This is a genomic window from Caballeronia sp. DA-9 (assembly GCF_051615025.1).
Taxonomy (GTDB): domain Bacteria; phylum Pseudomonadota; class Gammaproteobacteria; order Burkholderiales; family Burkholderiaceae; genus Caballeronia; species Caballeronia sordidicola.
This window is the reverse complement of sequence record NZ_CP195133.1, coordinates 3,082,676-3,098,771: the sequence shown is the minus strand read 5'-3', so window position 1 is coordinate 3,098,771 and position 16,096 is coordinate 3,082,676. Positions and strand designations below refer to the sequence as shown.

Sequence of the window (16,096 nt, the reverse complement as noted above, 5' to 3'; positions counted from 1 at the left end):
GTCAGATCGATGCATCGAATATCGAGATGAATGATTCCGGTGTTTCATGAACGAACGTTAAATGTTTTATGCTGGCGAAGGTTGGCGAGGCAGGTTGCAGATGTTGGAACGAGTAAGTCATACAACAGGATCGGCGCGTAATGAGAATTGGCGTCGTCTCAGGCTGGCGGTGGCGGTGCTGGGTGTAACGGCGCTGCTTGCCGGCTGCGGGATTTTTGGCTGCGGCGGCAGCGCGACGAACGGCGGGGCTTTCGGCGGATGCGGGGCCGGCATGCGGTTCTAGCGCTGACGTTGGGCACGGAAAAAATCGATAACAGGAAGTCAGGGAAACGGCAAGCATGGCGGTATTGCGTTCAGGTAATTCAGGGCGGGCTTCGGGAGGCTGGGCCGCCAACGGTCGCGGGGGCGTGCTCGGGGCGCTTGTTTCCATCGGCGTGGTCGTGGTGTCGGTCGCCGGGTGTTCGTCGGCAATCACGCCTGCGCCCATTGTCGACCGCTCCACGGGCGGCGCGAGCGCGCCTGCATCCATTCCCACTACGCCGCCCGTCGCCGGGCCAGCGGTTGTCGCGCCGTCTGCGCCGCCCGAAGCTGGGCCGGGGTTTTATCGCGTGAAACCGGGCGATACGCTCTACGGCATTGCGCGCGCGCAAAAGCAGCGTCCAGCCGACCTGATCAAGTGGAATAACCTGCCGGAAAGCAAGCAGGTGAATATCGATCAGTTGTTGCGCGTCGCGCCGCCGGGCAGCACACCGGCCGCCAGCAACGACGACTGGAGCAAAGCGGCGGCAACGGCGAATGTGTCGAAGTCGGGGCCGCCGATCATTGGAGGCGCAGCGGCAACGGCATCCGCGCCGGCCGTAGCGGCCAGCAACGCCGCGCCAGCCAAGGCGGCCGAAGCGCCCGACACCAGCACGCCCGCGGTCAGCGCAAAAGGCGCGTGGCTCGCGTGGCCGGCGCAGGGCGACGTGGTCACGAAGTTCGGCGAAAGCGGCAGCAAGGGTATCGATATTGGCGGGAAGGTTGGCGAGCCGGTCAAAGCCGCCGCAGCCGGGCGCGTGGTGTATGCGGGCAATGGCTTGCGGGCGTACGGCAACATGATCATCGTCAAGCACAGCAGCGACTACCTCACGGCGTACGCGCACAACAGCAAGCTGCTGGTGAAAGAAGGCGACACGGTGCGCCAGGGCACGCCGATCGCGGAAATGGGCACGGGGCCGAGCAACAAGCCGCTGCTGCATTTCGAGTTGCGCAAGTCGGGCCAGGCGGTCGACCCGGTTCCGTCGATGAAAAAGGCGGGATGATCAACGCGGCGCGCAACGAGAGGTCGGCGCACATGAAAAGACTGATGCTTGCCGCCACCTGCGCGGCGGCCGTGCTGCTCACTGGCTGCAACGAGAGCCAGAGCGAGGACGCCATGAACAAGTTGAAGTCCATCTTCAATGCCGTCAAGCCGGATACGCTGTTGCTGAAGGATCTGACGCCGGGCGTCACCACTGAAGCGCAGATCCGCGACCAGATGGGCGAACCCGAGACCACGCGCAACTTCACCGACGGTTCCAGACGGTTCGAATATCCGCGCGGGCCGGCGGGCACGACGACCTATTTTGTCGATATCGATGCACGCGGCAAGTTCGTCTCCGTGACGCAGGTGCTGACGGCGGCAAACATTGCGAAGATCCGGCCGGGACTGACGCAGGACGAAGTGCGCCGGATTCTGGGTAAGCCGACCACCATTGCCGAATATCCGCTCAAGAAAGAACGCGTATGGAGTTGGCATTGGGAGGAGGGCGGCGTGACGCGCGACGCCATGTTTAACGCCCACTTTGGTCCGGATGGCATTGTGACCACGACTTCGCGATCCGAGGCGCTTGGCGGCGGTGCACATTGAGCGTTACAGGAATTCCAGTCAAACCGATGCATACAGATAAATCCAACGACGCGCCAGAGCGCGAGATCTTGATGGCGCTGGCGACGCGTTATCGGACGGAAAGGGCAACAGCGGCCAGTTCAACCGAAGCCAACTGGGAATGCGGGCGCGGCCACGCGTGGGATGACGCGTTGAGCGCGGCGCAAAACGTGCGCTGCATGAATTGCGCGTCGCAACGCCGCGAGCAGCGCACGGAGCGGCTGAGAGCGCTGGCGGCGGAGCGCGGGGGGAAGCTGGTATCGGCGGGATACGTGGATGCAAGCACGCCGCTCGCGTGGGAGTGCGCGTTCGGCCATATGTGGGAAGCGCTGCCGGATGACGTAGCGCGATGCTGGTGCAATGAGTGCGCACGCATAGGCGTCTACGGCCGGGCGATGTGCTGCTGAATCCGAGCCGCCCTGGCTCGGTATTGCTTGTGATATTGCGCGTTTGCTAAACGCCCAATGCAAGCGAACCCCGCGAGATGCTCATGCATGGCTGCTCGCGCTGATTGATCGCCGCTTCAAACAATTTTCGAAATCTCTGGAATAGACCGGGAAAAAATGGGTTCGCCCTAATACCAACCCGTTAAACACTCTGGAGTCGAAAATGAAAAAGATTGCCCTGTTCGTGATGTCCGCTGCTGTTCTCGTGTCGTCTGGCGCTTTTGCCCAAGGTCTGACACGTGCCGAAGTGCAGCAACAACTCGTGGTAGCCGAGCAAGATGGATCGCGTCTTGTCAGCAACGCGTCGTATCCCGATGTCGCCCGGATCTATTCGAACGAAGTAGCGCAGAAAGACGGCGCGAACGCATATGGCGGCGTGGCTGCGGGAACGAGCGCGAGTTCTTCGCGGATTGCCAATGTTGGCGGCGCGAGCCATGAAGCGTGTGTTGGCCCGGTCAGCTTTTGCAACCTGTATGCGGGTTCGTGATCGATGGATGGACGGCTCGCTGTTCACGTGTGAGCCGTCTTTTCATCTGAGAAGAATGAGTTGAGGCGTGGCGTCGTTGCCGCACCAGACGATTGCGTTCTGCTTGTATTGCACGCCGAGTTGACTTGCCGCCTCAAGCGACAAACCCAGGATCAGGAAGCTTGGTTCTCCTGGCCATTGTCCTGATGGATGTTGTCCCACGCCACTGATAAACCTCAAGCCCTTGAGCGTGAGTTCTTCGGAGAGCGCTGTTTGATACCGGGCATTTTCAGCGTCACTGTTAAGGATACCCAATGGGTTTGCTGCCGTGACAAACGCGCTGCACTCCACGTTGTGTTCGAGGTGCAGGCAGGCGAGCAATGCATGACGTACGCCGATGCGCAACGTCATGGGCATATTCCCGAAGACCCGATACTCCGTTTCTTCGTAGGCGCGGATTGTACTGGTGCTGATTGATGAATGAGCGTCCACGTTCACTCCCAGTCGGGCACGCTGTCGGGCATGCTCTTCACGACCTTCGTGACAATATAGGTAAAGTATTTTTCGATGCCGATATCGTCCGTCAGTAACGAGTCGATAAACCGCTGATAGTGATCGATATCGCGCGACACCACGTGCAGCATGTAGTCCACGCCGCCGCCCGTTGCATAACAAAGCGTGACTTCGGGCGCGGCCAGCACGCGTTCCTCGAAGCGCCGCATGTCTTGCGCGGTATGTTTTGCGAGTGTCACTTCGACCACGATCCGGCTTGCCTTGATGGTGCCGACCCAGTCCAGTTCTGCGCGATACCCTTTGATGACGCCGTTTTCCTCGAGTTTGCGCACGCGTTCCCATGCGGGCGAGATTGAGAGGTTCACTTCCTCTGCGAGCCGCGATTTTGTAATTCGGCCATCGCGGGCGAGAATGCGCAGGATCGCGATGTCATAGCGGTCTAGTTTGATCACCGGGCCCGTCTGTATTGTCAGTGGTCAGTAACCCCGTGCGGTATCCACGCTGCCGGGGACCATTCCGGATAGCCGGAACTGGGCGATGTTCTCTGCGATGACGGTTGCCGCGGTATCGAAGTCAGTCGGTGCCGAAATATGCGGGAGCACGCTCACATTGGGATGGTGCCAGAAGCGTGAATCCGGTGGCAATGGTTCGGTGTCGAAGACATCGAGGACTGCGTGCGCCAGGTGGCCGGTATCGAGAGCGGTAAGGAGATCGTCCGATACCACGACGGGACCGCGCGCGAAGTTAACGAGTGCCGCGCCGGGTTTCATGGCGGCAAAACGCTCCGCGTTCAGCAAACCGCGTGTTTGCGAGCTCAGAGGGACGAGGCAAACGACGATATCGCTGATGCGCAGCATTCCGGCGAGCCCATTGTTGCCGGAAAACGTCTGCACATTCGAAACCGATTTTTCGGACCGGCTCCATCCCACGACGTTAAATCCGGCGTTGACTAGCCGTGCTGCTGCGGCGGCGCCGAGCGCACCGAGCCCAAGGATCCCGACGGTAAGTGAAGACGGCTTTTTATAGGCAAGCTGATTCCAGACCTGATCTCTTTGCTGGCGAATATACGTGGGCATATCGCGTTGCAGATAATAGGTCCAGGCGAGGACGGCTTCGGCCATGGTCCGAGACATTTCGGGATCGATCATGCGAACGATGGGGGGACCCTTGGCGGGAAGAGAGGAAACGAGTTGTTCGACGCCGGCCCAAAGACTTTGGATCCAGACGAGCTTGGGAAGCGCGGCGACATCTGCGGGATTTGGATTTGCAACGATAGCGATGCGAACGCGGCTACGCTGTTCGCTGTCCAGATCACGAAACAGAAGAATGCTTTCATTGGGCATGGCGGACGCGAGCGCGTCCAGATACCGGGCTTCGTAGTCGGCGCGAATATTGGTAATCAGCGCAATGGGATCGGCCATAAAAAAGAAAATGAAGGACAAAAAAGAGGCGCAAGAAATACCGCGAAGGTAAGACCTTGCCCGAGAGCGCTGGTGGCGAAGCGTGTGGATGTAGGAGTTCGGAGGGGGAGGGTTTCAAGTGTTGTTGATTATGGCGTCGAGGGTTCTTTTGAAGTCCCAAGCAGATGAAACTGCACGCTTGGGACACTTAAGAATTAGCGGTTGGAAGGCGTTTTCTTTGCTTCATTTCTTTTTCGCCGTTGGAAAAAGAAATTAAGTCCCGCCACGGACAGTGGCTAACAGTGCTAAAAAAATCAGCCAGAATGAAACGCGCGAAAGCCTAAAAAGCAGGACCCACCGCCCGCCCCAAAACCGCTCCCCCAAAAAAATCACCCCGTCGATTTCTCGGCCTCCATCTCGGCCATATCCTGAAACCGATCGGCGATCCTGGGATGTGCCCGCCCGCCATCGGCGGCTCCAATAGCGATCAAAATCTCATCCGGCCCGGGCGCATCGGCAATCTGAAACGTTGCCGTAATAAAGTGCGACCGCTTCCCGGTCTCCGACTTATGAATCATGGGCACAGACATAAGGGCTCCTGGCCCGGACCGAGTATTGGTAAAGCTAAGAAACGCGGTCCCATTAACTGCTTCGCGATACATATTCCCAAACCGCAGCGTATGAATAAGCGCCGACCCATGCTCGATCTCGCCATTCACGCCGACGGTAGCGGCTTTCCCATAAGCCTCCACGCGCTCAGCAGGCATGATGGCGACAAGCCGCTGCGTCATCTCCCTCCCGAGCACGGGAGCCAATCGCAATATCTCCGGCCGCAAATCTTCAACAAATCCTTTCCCTGCCCAAGGATTACGAACAATCGCCGCAACCACCACGGTAGTGATCGGCCGTTCGGCGGCGCGTCCGCCTTCAATATGCGTTTCCTCGATAAAAGTCGCGATCTTGCGAAGTCCGGTTCCGGTCACGTCCATAGCTCACTCCATTGGTTGGCGGTTCGTCATGAAAGAATCCTAACCATCCGCGCGGGCCGAATCTTCCGTTGCTTCGTGGGATGAATCTTTTATTTTTCACTTCGTTATGTCGTATATTGAGATGAGACAAATGGACGCAAGTAAATGCCAGATCAATTGTCGCGGATCATGTCGCTGCGTGATGTCGCGAGCCAAATCAACTCAGACGGCGACCTCGATACACTGCTGCGCGACCTCATCCAGGCAGCATGCCGGCATGGTTCATGGGACCTGGGCTCCATCATGACGCTTGACCTCGCGCACGGTTACGCGCTCGTCACCGCGCGCTTCGAGGCGAACGTCATGCTGCGCAGTCCATCGGGTGATCGATGGGAACTCGCGACCAGTCCCGCGCTTGTTGCATTGCAGCGCTTCGAGCCGGTGTACATCCGCGATGCGCGCGAATCCACCGAATTCCCCGGCTACCGGCGCGAGGCGCTGGAGCGCGGCTATTGCACCGTGCTGATCCATCCAATGGCGAGCGTCGACGCGGAAGGCCGGCCGATGGTGCTTGCGGTTTCATCGAGGAAAGTGGTGGACGTGTCGCCCGATGACCTCGCGTTCATGTCGATCATCGTGCATCTCGGGGCTATAGCGATCGAGCGCGCACACAGGCATCGCGCGCAGTTGGCGGCGGCCGAGCAACTGCGGCGCGTGCTCGGCGCGCAAGGGTCGCTGCTGCAGGAAGTGCTGGCGGGCGGTTCTATCGAAACGCTGACCGCCATGCTTGGCGACCTTTTGAACGCACCCGTGCTCGTGCTCGATTTCTTCGCGAGCAGCCTGCTTGCGTCGGCGTCGCCGGTGCCGAACGTTCATGACGACACTGGCTGGCGCACCATGCTAGAAGGCGCGGCGGGCCGCCAGATCCTCACCGAGGTGCGCGACGCCGTGACCACGCGCCGCACCGAAACTATCACGCTGCGCCTGAGCGAAAAGCTCTCGCTCGATGCGCGCGTCGAACCGCTGATGGTGGACGACGAAGCCGTCGGCGCGCTCTTGACCTTCGATCAATCCAGTTCGAACGACCTGCAGAAATTGCTGATCGAAAGCGCGAAGTTTGCGCTGAGCGTGCAATTGATGCGCAGCGTCATCCGCTTTCGTTTCGAAACTCGTACGCTCACCGAATTGTTCTTCGAGATCGTGGAACGGCGGTGGCGCGACGAGCAGGACATGCTGCGCCGCGCGCGCAGACTCGGGCTATCGCTGGCTGCGCCCATGCGCATGCTCGTGATCGACTTTCCGGACCGCACGAACACATCGGCCGATCTATCAGTCGATGGACATCGCGCCGTCGCGCTGCTCGCTGCACAGCAGCATGTTGCGGCGCACATCGTCACGGTTGGCGGCGCGCTCGTGTGTCTTGTGCCACAGGAAGAGGGCATCGAGCTTGATCGCGTAACGCGCCTCGCGCACCGCATTTCGGAGACGCTGGCGCGATCGGTTGGCAGCGAGCCCATTGTCGTGCTCGGCGATACATGCGAAGGACTTGAAGCGCTCGCGAAAGAATGGGAGCGTTGCTGGCGCATGATTCGCGTAGCGCGCACCTTCGGCCGGCGCGGCGCCATGACCGTGCCCGACTTCGGGCCGCTGCCCATGCTGATGGGCGCGGCGGATTCGTCAGATGTACGGAGCTTTATCGACGGTGCGATTGGCCGCGTGGTCGAGCACGATAAAAAGCACAACACGGCATACCTCGAAACGCTAGCGGCCTACGTGCGCTCGGGTTGCCGCAGCCAGCATTGTGCCGATGCGATGGGCCTTCACGTCACCACGCTCAGATACCGCATGTCGCGCATCTCGGACCTGTTCGGCATTGAAGTGGAGACGCCCGAGCAGCGCTTTTCGATCGAGCTTGCGCTGCAGTTGCACAGCCTGATCGACAACGCCAGTTCCTCCGCAGCGCGTCAAGAAGCGGTCCCTCGAATGCGAGGGTAATTAGTCGCGATCGTCCTTCGGTCCAGCGGAAGAATCATTTTTTTGCATGGCTTAACTTCTATCTCAACGTAACGACGTTCGAGGTGAAGTACATGCAAGCCGATGTCTCTGATAAACCTGTCGCCGTCGATCCCGTGGCCTTGCGCCGGGCGTTCGGCACCTTCGTGACAGGCGTGACGGTCCTGACCACGCGCGACTCGGAGGGCCGTCCGCGCGGCATGACGGCGAACTCGTTCACCTCCGTTTCGCTGGATCCGCCGCTGCTCCTCGTGTGCGTGGGAAAGGGCGCGTCGAGCGCGCCGGTCTTTCAGGAGACCGATCACTTCGCCGTCAATCTGCTGCACGAGGCGCAGACGGATGTATCGAATCTCTTCGCCTCCAAATCCGCCGATAAATTCGCCGCTGTGAGCCATGACGGCGTGCACACCGGCGCGCCGGTTTTATCCGACTGCCTGACGTGGTTCGACTGCACGGTGCATGACCGCGTGGATGCGGGCGATCACACCATTCTTATCGGCCGGGTCCAGGCGTTCGGAACGAGTCCTACCGCACCGCTCGGTTTTTGCCGTGGCCGATATGCGCAGGTGAAGAACCCGTTGCCGCCGGGCTGGCTTTCGTCGCACAACATGATCGTGGGTTATCTGATCGAGGCGGAAGGGTCGTTGCTGCTCGCGAAAGATGGCAAGAACGGCTGGACCTTGCCGAGCGCGCCGCATCGGCTGGTGAATGGACGCTTGCCGATTGCCGGGGGCGACGATTTGGAACTGCTTCCCGACGATACCTTCCTCTATTCCGTCTTCGACGCCGCCGGCAGCGACTCCGGATACCTGATCTATCGCGCGCGCCTGGCGCTGCCGCGCGCCGCGTGCGAGATCCCGGAGAACTTCAGCTTTTTCCCGCTCGACCAGCTTCCCTACGACGACATCCCGACGCCCGAAATCCGCGGCATGTTGAAGCGTTACGTGCATGAAAGCGCGGGTGGCCGCTTTGGCATCTACATGGATTCACACGATGGCGGCCGCATCGCGATGGTCAGCGCCGCGCAGCCACGGCTGCAGCAACCGCAACTCTGAACAAGGACCAAGGACAGATGAAAACGACAGTCGAAAGTTTGCAAGGGTCGAGACAGAATCTATTCATCGATGGCGAGTTCACGCCGCCGCGCAGCGGCCAGTACGTGCCGAGCTACGACCCGACGACAGCCGAGCCCTGGTATCAGTTCGCGCAGGCCAACAGCGACGACGTGGACGTTGCCGTGCGTTCCGCGCAAGCCGCATTGAAGAACCCGGCATGGCGCCACATCACGCAAACGGATCGCGGCAAGCTCGTGCGCCGTCTCGCCGAACTCGTGCTCGCCAACGCCGACGAACTCGCGATGATCGAATGCCGCGACAACGGCAAGCTCATCAAGGAAATGCGCGCGCAGATGCGAGCCATCCCCGATTCGTACCAGTACTTCGCCGGCATGGCCGACAAGCTGCAGGGCGACACCATCCCCGTCAACAAGCTCGACACACTCAACTTCAACCTGCGCGAGCCCATCGGCGTGGTCGGCATGATCATTCCTTGGAACTCGCCGCTGATGATGCTCACGGGCACGCTCGCGCCGTGTCTCGCGATCGGTAACACGGTGGTCGTGAAGCCTTCCGAACACGCAACCGCATCGACGCTTGCGCTTGCCGAACTGGCAATCGAAGCGGGCATTCCGCCGGGCGTGTTCAACGTCGTGACCGGCGATGGCGTCACCACCGGCGACGCCCTCACGCGTCATCCGGGCATCGCGAAGTTCGTGTTCACGGGCAGCACCATGACCGGCCGCAAGATCGCGGGCAACGCGGCGCAGAACCTCGTGCCGTGCCAGATGGAACTGGGCGGAAAGTCGCCGCACGTGGTGTTCTCGGACGTGGATGTGGAGCGCGCGGTGAACGGCGTTGTATCGGGCGTATTTGCGGCGGCGGGGCAGACGTGCGTGGCGGGTTCGCGCTGCTTCGTGGAAGCGCCCATCTACGAGCGCTTTGTGGAGGCGCTGGTCGAGCGCACGCGGCGGGTGAAGGTAGGCCATCCCATGGCCGACGATACCGACATCGGGCCGCTTGCGTTGGCAAGCCAGCTCGACAAGGTCGAAGGTTATGTTGCTTCCGGCGTGCACGAAGGCGCGAAGATCGCGGTCGGCGGACGCAAGCCGCAGGACTCGGCTTTGTCGAAGGGATGGTATTTCGAACCCACTGTGATGACGCAGGCGCGCAATGAAATGCGCTTCATGCAGGAGGAGATATTTGGGCCGGTCGTGGGCGTCGTGCCGTTCAACACGGAAGAAGAACTCATCGCGCTCGCCAACGATACGGAATACGGCCTCGCCTCCGGCATCTGGACGCAGAACATCGACCGCGCGCTGCGTTTTGCCCGCGATGTTGAAGCCGGTACGGTCTGGATCAATACGTATCGGTCGGCCGCATATATGTCCGCGAATGGCGGCACGAAACGAAGCGGTTACGGACGCCGTGGCGGCTTTGAAGTGATGCGCGAATTCTCGCGCGTGAAGAACGTGGTGATCGACTATTCGGGCGCAATGCAGGACCCGTTCGTTATCCGCCTTCGCTGAATGAGAAGTCGAACCCGCTGTGCTTGCTGACAAAATCCAAAAGAGACCCATCATGAAATTTGCCATCTCACTGAGCATGGAGCGTTTTTCGCCGAAGGACTCCATGTCCACGGCCATGTCGAACATGCTCGCGCTTGCCCGCATTGCCGACGAAGGCGGCTTCGAAACGCTCTGGACCGCCGAGCATCACACCATTGAATGCACGATCTCGCCGAATCCGTTTTCCATCCTGACGTGGCTCTCGCAGCACACTCAGCGCATCCGGCTCGGCACCGCGACACTGGTCGCGCCGTACTGGTCGCCAATCCGTCTCGCCGGCGAAGCCGCCATGTGCGATCACCTCACCGGCGGCCGCCTCGAATTCGGGATTGCGCGCGGCGCGTATCAGTATGAATTCGATCGCATGGCAGGCGGCATTCCGCAGCAGGAAGGCGTGGCGTATCTGAAAGAGATCGTGCCGGCCGTGCAGAAGCTTTGGGCAGGCGACTACGCACACGATGGCCACTACTGGAAGTTCCCGCTGGCGACCTCGGTGCCCAAGCCGCTGCAGCAACCGCATCCGCCAATCTGGGTTGCAACGCGCGATCCCGGCAGTTTCGACTGGGCAGTGAGCGTGGGCGCAAACATCTTGTCCACGCCATTGTCTGCGCCGCCGGCGGAAGTCGCCGTGCTTGGCGAGAAGTTCCGCAAGGCTGTTGCCGATCATCCTGAACGGGCGCGTCCGCGTTTCATGATGTTGCGGCGCACATGCGTCTACGATCGGCCCGAGGACTGGCAAACCGCTGTGCGGCATAGCGTCGATTTTGGCCGCACGTTCGAGAACCTGATGCAGAACATTGGCACCGTGACCGATGGTTTCCCCGAGCCCGTGCCTTACGAAACGGTGGCGAACCGCGCGAATTACGATCCGGCCAATATCCGCGACAACCTGATGTTCGGCACGCCGGACGAAGTGATCCGCAAGCTGCAGATTTACGAGGATCAAGGCGTGGATCAGTTCTGTCTCGGCCTCTCGTTCAACTTGCCGTTTGAACTCCAGGTGAAGACGCTGCGTCTTTTCATCGATGAAGTCATGCCGCATTTTGCTGCGCGCGACCGCCAGCGCGAATTGTCGCGCGAGCGCAGCGTTGCCGCGGCGGGAGCCTGAACCATGGACGCCGCGTGCAGTTCAACAATGTTCGATGGCCGTGGCATCACGCTGAATTACCGGCTCGAGGGCGAGGGTTCGCGCCCGCTGGTCTGCATCCACGGCGTGGGCTCGAATCTTGAAGCGTGGGAAGGCATTGTTGCGAGATTGCGGGACACGTTCCGCATCCTGACGCTCGATTTGCGCGGCCACGGCCGTTCGTCGCTGGTGAAAGGACGCTACGAGATCGATGATTTTGTCGGTGACGTCCTTGCGCTCGCCGATCACGTCGGCTTCGATAAGTTCGATCTCGCGGGTTTCTCGCTCGGCGGCCTGATCGCGCAGCGTGTTGCACTGACGCATCCCGAACGTTTGAAGAAGCTCGTGTTGTTATCGACCGTTTCAGGGCGCACGCCGGAAGAACGCGAGCGCGTCGCGGCGCGGCTTGCGGCGCTGCAATCTGGCGACCGCGGATCGCATTACGACGCGTCGCTTTCGCGCTGGCTCACCGAAAGCTTCCAGCAGCGCAACCCCGAGCTTGTCGCGCGCTTGCGGCAGCGCAACGCCGAGAACGATCCCGATTGTTATGCCGCCGCCTACCGGGTTCTGGCGCAGACGGATTTCGGCGGGTTTATCGATCAGATCAGCGTGCCGACCTTGATTGCGACCGGAGAAGAAGACCAGGGATCGAATCCGCGAATGGCGCAGTTCATGCATCAATGCATTACCGGCTCGCAGCTCGAAATCCTGCCCGGCCTGCGTCACTCGATCCTGATCGAAGCGCCAGAGGTGGTTGCCGCAATGATGCGCCGTTTTCTGGCGAGCGATGATCGGGAGGCGCGGCCATGATCGTGGAAGAGCGAATCTACCGTATCAGGAACGGCAGGATGGGCCGATACCTGCAACTCGTGCGCGACGAGGGTCTTGCGATCCAGCAGCCGATCCTGGGCCACCTGATCGGCTACTTCACGACGGACATTGGCCCGCTCAGCCAGGTCACGCACTTGTGGGCCTACGCCGACCTGAACGAGCGCGCGCGTCGCCGTCAGCAACTTGCCGACGACCCCAGATGGCAGGAATTCCTGCCGAGGCTCTCAGAGAACATCGAGCAGGCGGAAAACAGGATTCTGGTGCCGACCGACTTTTCACCGTTGCGGCGCCTGCCCGTTTCCGCCGGCTCATCAGAGGAGAAGATGCTATGACCGAGCGCTTGAAGATCGAGCACTTGTACAAGGTGTTCACGGACAAGCCCGACAAGGCGCTGGCCATGCTCAAGGCCGGCAAGAGCAAGTCGGAGGTGCAGGAAACGCTGGGTCACGTGGTTGGGCTCGACGACGTTTCGCTGAGCGTTCCCTCCGGCGCGATGTACATGATCATGGGCCTGTCCGGCTCGGGCAAGTCGACGCTCGCGCGCTGTATCAACCGGCTGAACGAACCGAGTGCGGGCAAGATCCTGCTCGACGATCAGGACATCTGCACGCTCGACGAAGCCGGTCTTCGCGATGTGCGCCGCAACCGCATATCGATGGTGTTCCAGCACTTCGCGCTGCTGCCGAACCGGCGCGTGATCGAGAACGTCGAATTCGGGTTGAAGCTGCGTGGCATGTCCGCCGCCGAGCGCCGCAAGCGCGCCGAGGAAGTGCTGAACGTAGTGGGACTTGCGCGCTGGGGCTACCACATGCCGCACGAACTCAGCGGCGGGATGCGTCAGCGCGTGGGCCTCGCGCGAGCGCTCGCCACCGACGCCGACGTGCTCATCATGGACGAAGCGTTCAGCGCGCTCGACCCGCTGATCCGCACCGAGATGCAGGACGAATTGCTGCGCCTTCAGCGCACGTTGAACAAGACCATTTTGTTCATCACGCACGACTTCCAGGAAGCGCTGAAACTGGGCACGCGCATCGCGATCATGTCCGAGGGCAAGCTGGTTCGCGAAGGCACGCCGCAGTCCATCGTGCTCGAACCCGGCAGCGAGTACGTCGCCGCTTTCACGCGCGAGGTCGATCGCGGCAGATTGTTCGATGCCGGGTCGGTCATGACATCCCTCTCGGCGATCCTGCGCGGCCCGAACGGCATTCTCATGGGCGACGCGTCCGGCCAGCCGGGCCCGGGCTTCATGCTCGACGCCGACGAACGCATCCTCGGCACCGTGACCGCCTCGGAAATCGAGCACGCACGCGGCGGCGGCGCGATGCCCCGGCCCGATACGCACTTCATGTGCGTGCCCGCGGCCACCAAGCTCGTCGATGTCGCCGGCAGTTATCACAAGGACACGAACGGCGGCCCTATCGGCGTTATCGATGACACCGGCCGGCTGATCGGCCGTCTGGAAGCAGGGCAGATTCTTGCCCGCATTGGCGCTGCGGGCGCCATGGGAGCACGCCATGTTTAAAGCCGACGATCTTGCAGTGCTGCCAATAGGCGACTGGATCCAGCACGGCGTCCAATGGATCGCGCTGAACCTGCGGCCCATGTTTCTTGTCATCAAGTGGCCGGTCGAGCGTTTGCTGACTTTTAACGACACCGTGCTTCACGCCATTCCGTTTCCGCTCATGCTCGTGCTGATGTTCCTGCTTGCATGGCGGCTCGCGAGCATGGGCGTGGCGATCTTCAGTGTTGTGGGACTCGTCCTCATTGCTTCCATGGGCGTCTGGGCGCAGGCCATCACCACGCTTTCTCTGATCGCGACGGCCATTGTGTTCTGCGCGCTGATCGGCATACCTATTGGCATCTGGTGCGCGCGCAGCGACCGCGTCTGGCGCATCGTGCGGCCCGTGCTCGACATCATGCAGACCACGCCGACGTTCGTGTATCTCGTGCCCGTGGTGATGCTGTTTGGCGTTGGCACCGTGCCGGGCGAAGTCGCTGTGGTGACCACCGCCATGCCGCCGCTCATCCGCTTCACGCACCTCGGAATTCGCATGGTCGAGCATGAAATCGTGGAAGCGGGTCTCGCGTTCGGCGCGGATCGCCGGCAGCTTTTGTGGGAAGTGCAATTGCCGCTCGCCATTCCGACCATCCTCGGCGGTCTCAACCAGACTGTGCTCACCGCCATGGTGATGTCGGTCGTGATCGCGATGATCGGCGCCGAAGGTCTTGGTCTTGTCGTGCTTCAGGGATTGGGCCGTCTCGATGTTGGACAGGCGGCGATTGGCGGTATCGCCATCGTGCTGCTCGCAATGATGCTCGACCGCATCACGCAGAAGCTCGCGCAGTCGAAGGGCGGGACACGCAGCGCGCTGCTGCCGGTTCTCATGCGGTTTGTGCGCGGTGAGCGCGTGCCGAGAAGCCCGGAAGCCGACGCACCGCGAGAAGCCAAGAAAGCGTTGTGAATTTGGAAATCAGGAAAAATGAGGCAAGACCCAGGCGCGTCCGGCCCGAGCCGGATGATCGAACGATCACGATATAGGACAAGTTGATGAGACCATTTGCATGGGCAGGACGGGCGCTCGCAGTCGCGGCGGTAGTGGGTTTGACATCGGCGAGCGTGGGCGCATTCGCCGACACGCTGCCGGGCAACGGCAAGACCATTCGCTACGCGCAAAGCGATAGCCTGGGCGGCAACTACGTCGCCGCTCAGATCGTGATGAAAGCGATGAAGGCGCTTGGCTACGACGTGAAACTCAGCACCATGAACACCACGCTGTTCTTCCAGGCCGCGGCGCAGGGCGACGTGGACCTCGCCACCGATGTGAATTTTCCCCAGCGCGAGCCCGGCTTCCGCGCGGTGGAAAAGCAGGCGGAGATCGTGGGCGGCGGGTTAATCGTGGGTGGCGGCATCAATGGGTATCTCATCGATAAAAAGACTGCGCTTGCGCACAACATCACGAGTCTCGAGCAGATGAAAGACCCGAAGATCGCCGGACTTTTTGGCAGCGACGGCAAGGCGGAGCTGATCAGTTGCGATCCGGGCTGGAGTTGCGGCGACGTGGTGGACTACCAGATCGACAAGTTCGGCCTGAAGCAGACGGTGCATGCCGTGCGTGGCAAATACGAAGCCCTGATGGTCGATGCCGTCACGCGCATCAAGGACGGCAAGCCGGCGTTTTTCTACGCCTGGAACCCGTCGTGGACCACAAACGCGCTGGTTCCGGGCAAGGACGTTGTCTGGCTGCCGACGCCCGCCGACGCGCTGCCGCCGAATGTGCCGAACAAGGCGTCGGCGCTGGTGAACGGCGTGGAAGGATGCGCGGGCGGGGCGAATCCGTGCCGCATGGCGATGTCGTCGTGGAACTGGGGATCGGTGGGGAACAAGGAGTTCATTGCCGCGAACCCGGCGGTGAAGACGTTGATCGAGCAGATCAAGTTTCCGGTGAAGACATGGTCGGGCTGGGAGTACGCGATCAGCAAGAACGGTGGTTCGTCGCCGCTCATCAACAAGCTCGCCGATGAATGGATGGCGGCGAACAAACCGCAATTCGATCAGTGGGTGGCTACGGCCAGCAAGGTGCATTGAGCGCCTTTTAAGGCTGGCGGGAAATGAAAAAGGGCTCAGCAAAAGCTGAGCCCTTTTTGTCTTTGGTAGGCCGTACGGGATTCGAACCTGTGACCAACGGATTAAAAGTCCGCTGCTCTACCAGCTGAGCTAACGACCCAAAGAGCCGAAATTATAGTCACGGCGGCCGGTAGTTGTCAACGGCGCGTAAAAATCCGTCGCCTCTCGAAACAAAGAAA

General features: G+C 60.9%; 17 protein-coding genes and 1 tRNA gene. 13 read left to right on the top strand and 5 right to left on the bottom strand.

The window, feature by feature from the left end; all coding sequences use genetic code 11:
* The first annotated feature begins 338 nt into the window (after window positions 1-338).
* From ACRWA7_RS30375 to ACRWA7_RS30360, 4 genes are all read left to right on the top strand, one after another.
* Window positions 339-1,301 carry a peptidoglycan DD-metalloendopeptidase family protein gene (locus tag ACRWA7_RS30375; RefSeq protein WP_438394299.1) on the top strand — a complete coding sequence of 321 codons (963 nt, stop codon included), beginning with the start codon at window positions 339-341 and terminating at the stop codon, window positions 1,299-1,301.
* Window positions 1,302-1,333: 32 nt separating this feature from the next.
* Window positions 1,334-1,888 (top strand): outer membrane protein assembly factor BamE domain-containing protein, encoded by a 555-nt coding sequence (gene bamE / locus ACRWA7_RS30370; RefSeq protein WP_060858073.1) that lies wholly within the window; start codon window positions 1,334-1,336, stop codon window positions 1,886-1,888.
* A 26-nt stretch (window positions 1,889-1,914) separates the two neighbouring features.
* Window positions 1,915-2,313, top strand: coding sequence for a hypothetical protein (locus ACRWA7_RS30365; RefSeq protein WP_438394296.1), 399 nt, complete (start codon window positions 1,915-1,917; stop codon window positions 2,311-2,313).
* A gap of 202 nt (window positions 2,314-2,515) precedes the next feature.
* Window positions 2,516-2,839, top strand: coding sequence for a DUF4148 domain-containing protein (locus ACRWA7_RS30360; protein WP_060857998.1), 324 nt, complete (start codon window positions 2,516-2,518; stop codon window positions 2,837-2,839).
* A 42-nt stretch (window positions 2,840-2,881) separates the two neighbouring features.
* Here ACRWA7_RS30360 and ACRWA7_RS30355 read toward each other — a convergent pair whose 3' ends face one another.
* From ACRWA7_RS30355 to ACRWA7_RS30340, 4 genes are all read right to left on the bottom strand, one after another.
* Complete coding sequence (locus ACRWA7_RS30355) at window positions 2,882-3,229, bottom strand: DUF3293 domain-containing protein (protein WP_438394293.1); 348 nt, start codon at window positions 3,227-3,229, stop codon at window positions 2,882-2,884.
* A gap of 83 nt (window positions 3,230-3,312) precedes the next feature.
* On the bottom strand, window positions 3,313-3,780 hold the full coding sequence (locus ACRWA7_RS30350) for an Lrp/AsnC family transcriptional regulator (protein ID WP_062876909.1): 468 nt from the start codon (window positions 3,778-3,780) through the stop codon (window positions 3,313-3,315).
* Window positions 3,781-3,807: 27 nt separating this feature from the next.
* A complete protein-coding gene (locus ACRWA7_RS30345) occupies window positions 3,808-4,752 on the bottom strand; it encodes a 2-hydroxyacid dehydrogenase (RefSeq protein ID WP_438394291.1) in 945 nt (314 codons plus the stop codon).
* Between the two features lie 368 nt (window positions 4,753-5,120).
* A complete protein-coding gene (locus ACRWA7_RS30340; RefSeq protein WP_438394290.1) occupies window positions 5,121-5,720 on the bottom strand; it encodes an amino acid synthesis family protein in 600 nt (199 codons plus the stop codon).
* 144 nt (window positions 5,721-5,864) lie between these two features.
* Here ACRWA7_RS30340 and ACRWA7_RS30335 point away from each other — a divergent pair, with 144 nt between their 5' ends.
* The 9 genes from ACRWA7_RS30335 (at window position 5,865) to proX (ending at window position 15,878) form a co-directional block, all read left to right on the top strand.
* On the top strand, window positions 5,865-7,694 hold the full coding sequence (locus tag ACRWA7_RS30335; RefSeq protein WP_438394287.1) for a helix-turn-helix domain-containing protein: 1,830 nt from the start codon (window positions 5,865-5,867) through the stop codon (window positions 7,692-7,694).
* 92 nt (window positions 7,695-7,786) lie between these two features.
* On the top strand, window positions 7,787-8,767 hold the full coding sequence (locus tag ACRWA7_RS30330; protein ID WP_438394285.1) for a flavin reductase: 981 nt from the start codon (window positions 7,787-7,789) through the stop codon (window positions 8,765-8,767).
* Window positions 8,768-8,784: 17 nt separating this feature from the next.
* Window positions 8,785-10,296, top strand: coding sequence for an aldehyde dehydrogenase (locus ACRWA7_RS30325; RefSeq protein WP_438394283.1), 1,512 nt, complete (start codon window positions 8,785-8,787; stop codon window positions 10,294-10,296).
* 52 nt (window positions 10,297-10,348) lie between these two features.
* Window positions 10,349-11,443 (top strand): LLM class flavin-dependent oxidoreductase, encoded by a 1,095-nt coding sequence (locus ACRWA7_RS30320; RefSeq protein WP_438394280.1) that lies wholly within the window; start codon window positions 10,349-10,351, stop codon window positions 11,441-11,443.
* Between the two features lie 3 nt (window positions 11,444-11,446).
* Window positions 11,447-12,271, top strand: a complete 825-nt coding sequence (locus ACRWA7_RS30315) for an alpha/beta fold hydrolase (protein WP_438394278.1) — start codon at window positions 11,447-11,449, stop codon at window positions 12,269-12,271.
* Window positions 12,268-12,624 (top strand): NIPSNAP family protein, encoded by a 357-nt coding sequence (locus tag ACRWA7_RS30310; protein ID WP_060858008.1) that lies wholly within the window; start codon window positions 12,268-12,270, stop codon window positions 12,622-12,624. Before ACRWA7_RS30315 ends, ACRWA7_RS30310 begins: the two co-directional genes overlap by 4 nt.
* A complete protein-coding gene (locus ACRWA7_RS30305) occupies window positions 12,621-13,814 on the top strand; it encodes a quaternary amine ABC transporter ATP-binding protein (RefSeq protein WP_438394275.1) in 1,194 nt (397 codons plus the stop codon). Before ACRWA7_RS30310 ends, ACRWA7_RS30305 begins: the two co-directional genes overlap by 4 nt.
* Window positions 13,807-14,754, top strand: coding sequence for an ABC transporter permease (locus tag ACRWA7_RS30300; RefSeq protein ID WP_060858010.1), 948 nt, complete (start codon window positions 13,807-13,809; stop codon window positions 14,752-14,754). Before ACRWA7_RS30305 ends, ACRWA7_RS30300 begins: the two co-directional genes overlap by 8 nt.
* 86 nt (window positions 14,755-14,840) lie before the next feature.
* Window positions 14,841-15,878, top strand: a complete 1,038-nt coding sequence (gene proX / locus ACRWA7_RS30295) for a glycine betaine/L-proline ABC transporter substrate-binding protein ProX (protein ID WP_060858011.1) — start codon at window positions 14,841-14,843, stop codon at window positions 15,876-15,878.
* A gap of 63 nt (window positions 15,879-15,941) precedes the next feature.
* Here proX and ACRWA7_RS30290 read toward each other — a convergent pair.
* Window positions 15,942-16,017 (bottom strand) — tRNA-Lys (locus ACRWA7_RS30290).
* Window positions 16,018-16,096: the final 79 nt, after the last annotated feature.

Bases quoted from the DNA above. Each gene is read 5' to 3' on its own strand.
- ACRWA7_RS30365 (WP_438394296.1), top strand. From the start codon at position 1,915: ATGCATACAGATAAATCCAACGACGCGCCAGAGCGCGAGATCTTGATG.
- proX (WP_060858011.1), top strand. From the start codon at position 14,841: ATGAGACCATTTGCATGGGCAGGACGGGCGCTCGCAGTCGCGGCGGTA.
- ACRWA7_RS30315 (WP_438394278.1), top strand. From the start codon at position 11,447: ATGGACGCCGCGTGCAGTTCAACAATGTTCGATGGCCGTGGCATCACG.
- ACRWA7_RS30360 (WP_060857998.1), top strand. From the start codon at position 2,516: ATGAAAAAGATTGCCCTGTTCGTGATGTCCGCTGCTGTTCTCGTGTCG.
- ACRWA7_RS30310 (WP_060858008.1), top strand. From the start codon at position 12,268: ATGATCGTGGAAGAGCGAATCTACCGTATCAGGAACGGCAGGATGGGC.
- ACRWA7_RS30305 (WP_438394275.1), top strand. From the start codon at position 12,621: ATGACCGAGCGCTTGAAGATCGAGCACTTGTACAAGGTGTTCACGGAC.
- ACRWA7_RS30300 (WP_060858010.1), top strand. From the start codon at position 13,807: ATGTTTAAAGCCGACGATCTTGCAGTGCTGCCAATAGGCGACTGGATC.
- ACRWA7_RS30345 (WP_438394291.1), bottom strand. From the start codon at position 4,752: ATGGCCGATCCCATTGCGCTGATTACCAATATTCGCGCCGACTACGAA.
- bamE (WP_060858073.1), top strand. From the start codon at position 1,334: ATGAAAAGACTGATGCTTGCCGCCACCTGCGCGGCGGCCGTGCTGCTC.
- ACRWA7_RS30320 (WP_438394280.1), top strand. From the start codon at position 10,349: ATGAAATTTGCCATCTCACTGAGCATGGAGCGTTTTTCGCCGAAGGAC.
- ACRWA7_RS30375 (WP_438394299.1), top strand. From the start codon at position 339: ATGGCGGTATTGCGTTCAGGTAATTCAGGGCGGGCTTCGGGAGGCTGG.
- ACRWA7_RS30355 (WP_438394293.1), bottom strand. From the start codon at position 3,229: ATGACGTTGCGCATCGGCGTACGTCATGCATTGCTCGCCTGCCTGCAC.
- ACRWA7_RS30340 (WP_438394290.1), bottom strand. From the start codon at position 5,720: ATGGACGTGACCGGAACCGGACTTCGCAAGATCGCGACTTTTATCGAG.
- ACRWA7_RS30330 (WP_438394285.1), top strand. From the start codon at position 7,787: ATGCAAGCCGATGTCTCTGATAAACCTGTCGCCGTCGATCCCGTGGCC.
- ACRWA7_RS30335 (WP_438394287.1), top strand. From the start codon at position 5,865: ATGCCAGATCAATTGTCGCGGATCATGTCGCTGCGTGATGTCGCGAGC.
- ACRWA7_RS30325 (WP_438394283.1), top strand. From the start codon at position 8,785: ATGAAAACGACAGTCGAAAGTTTGCAAGGGTCGAGACAGAATCTATTC.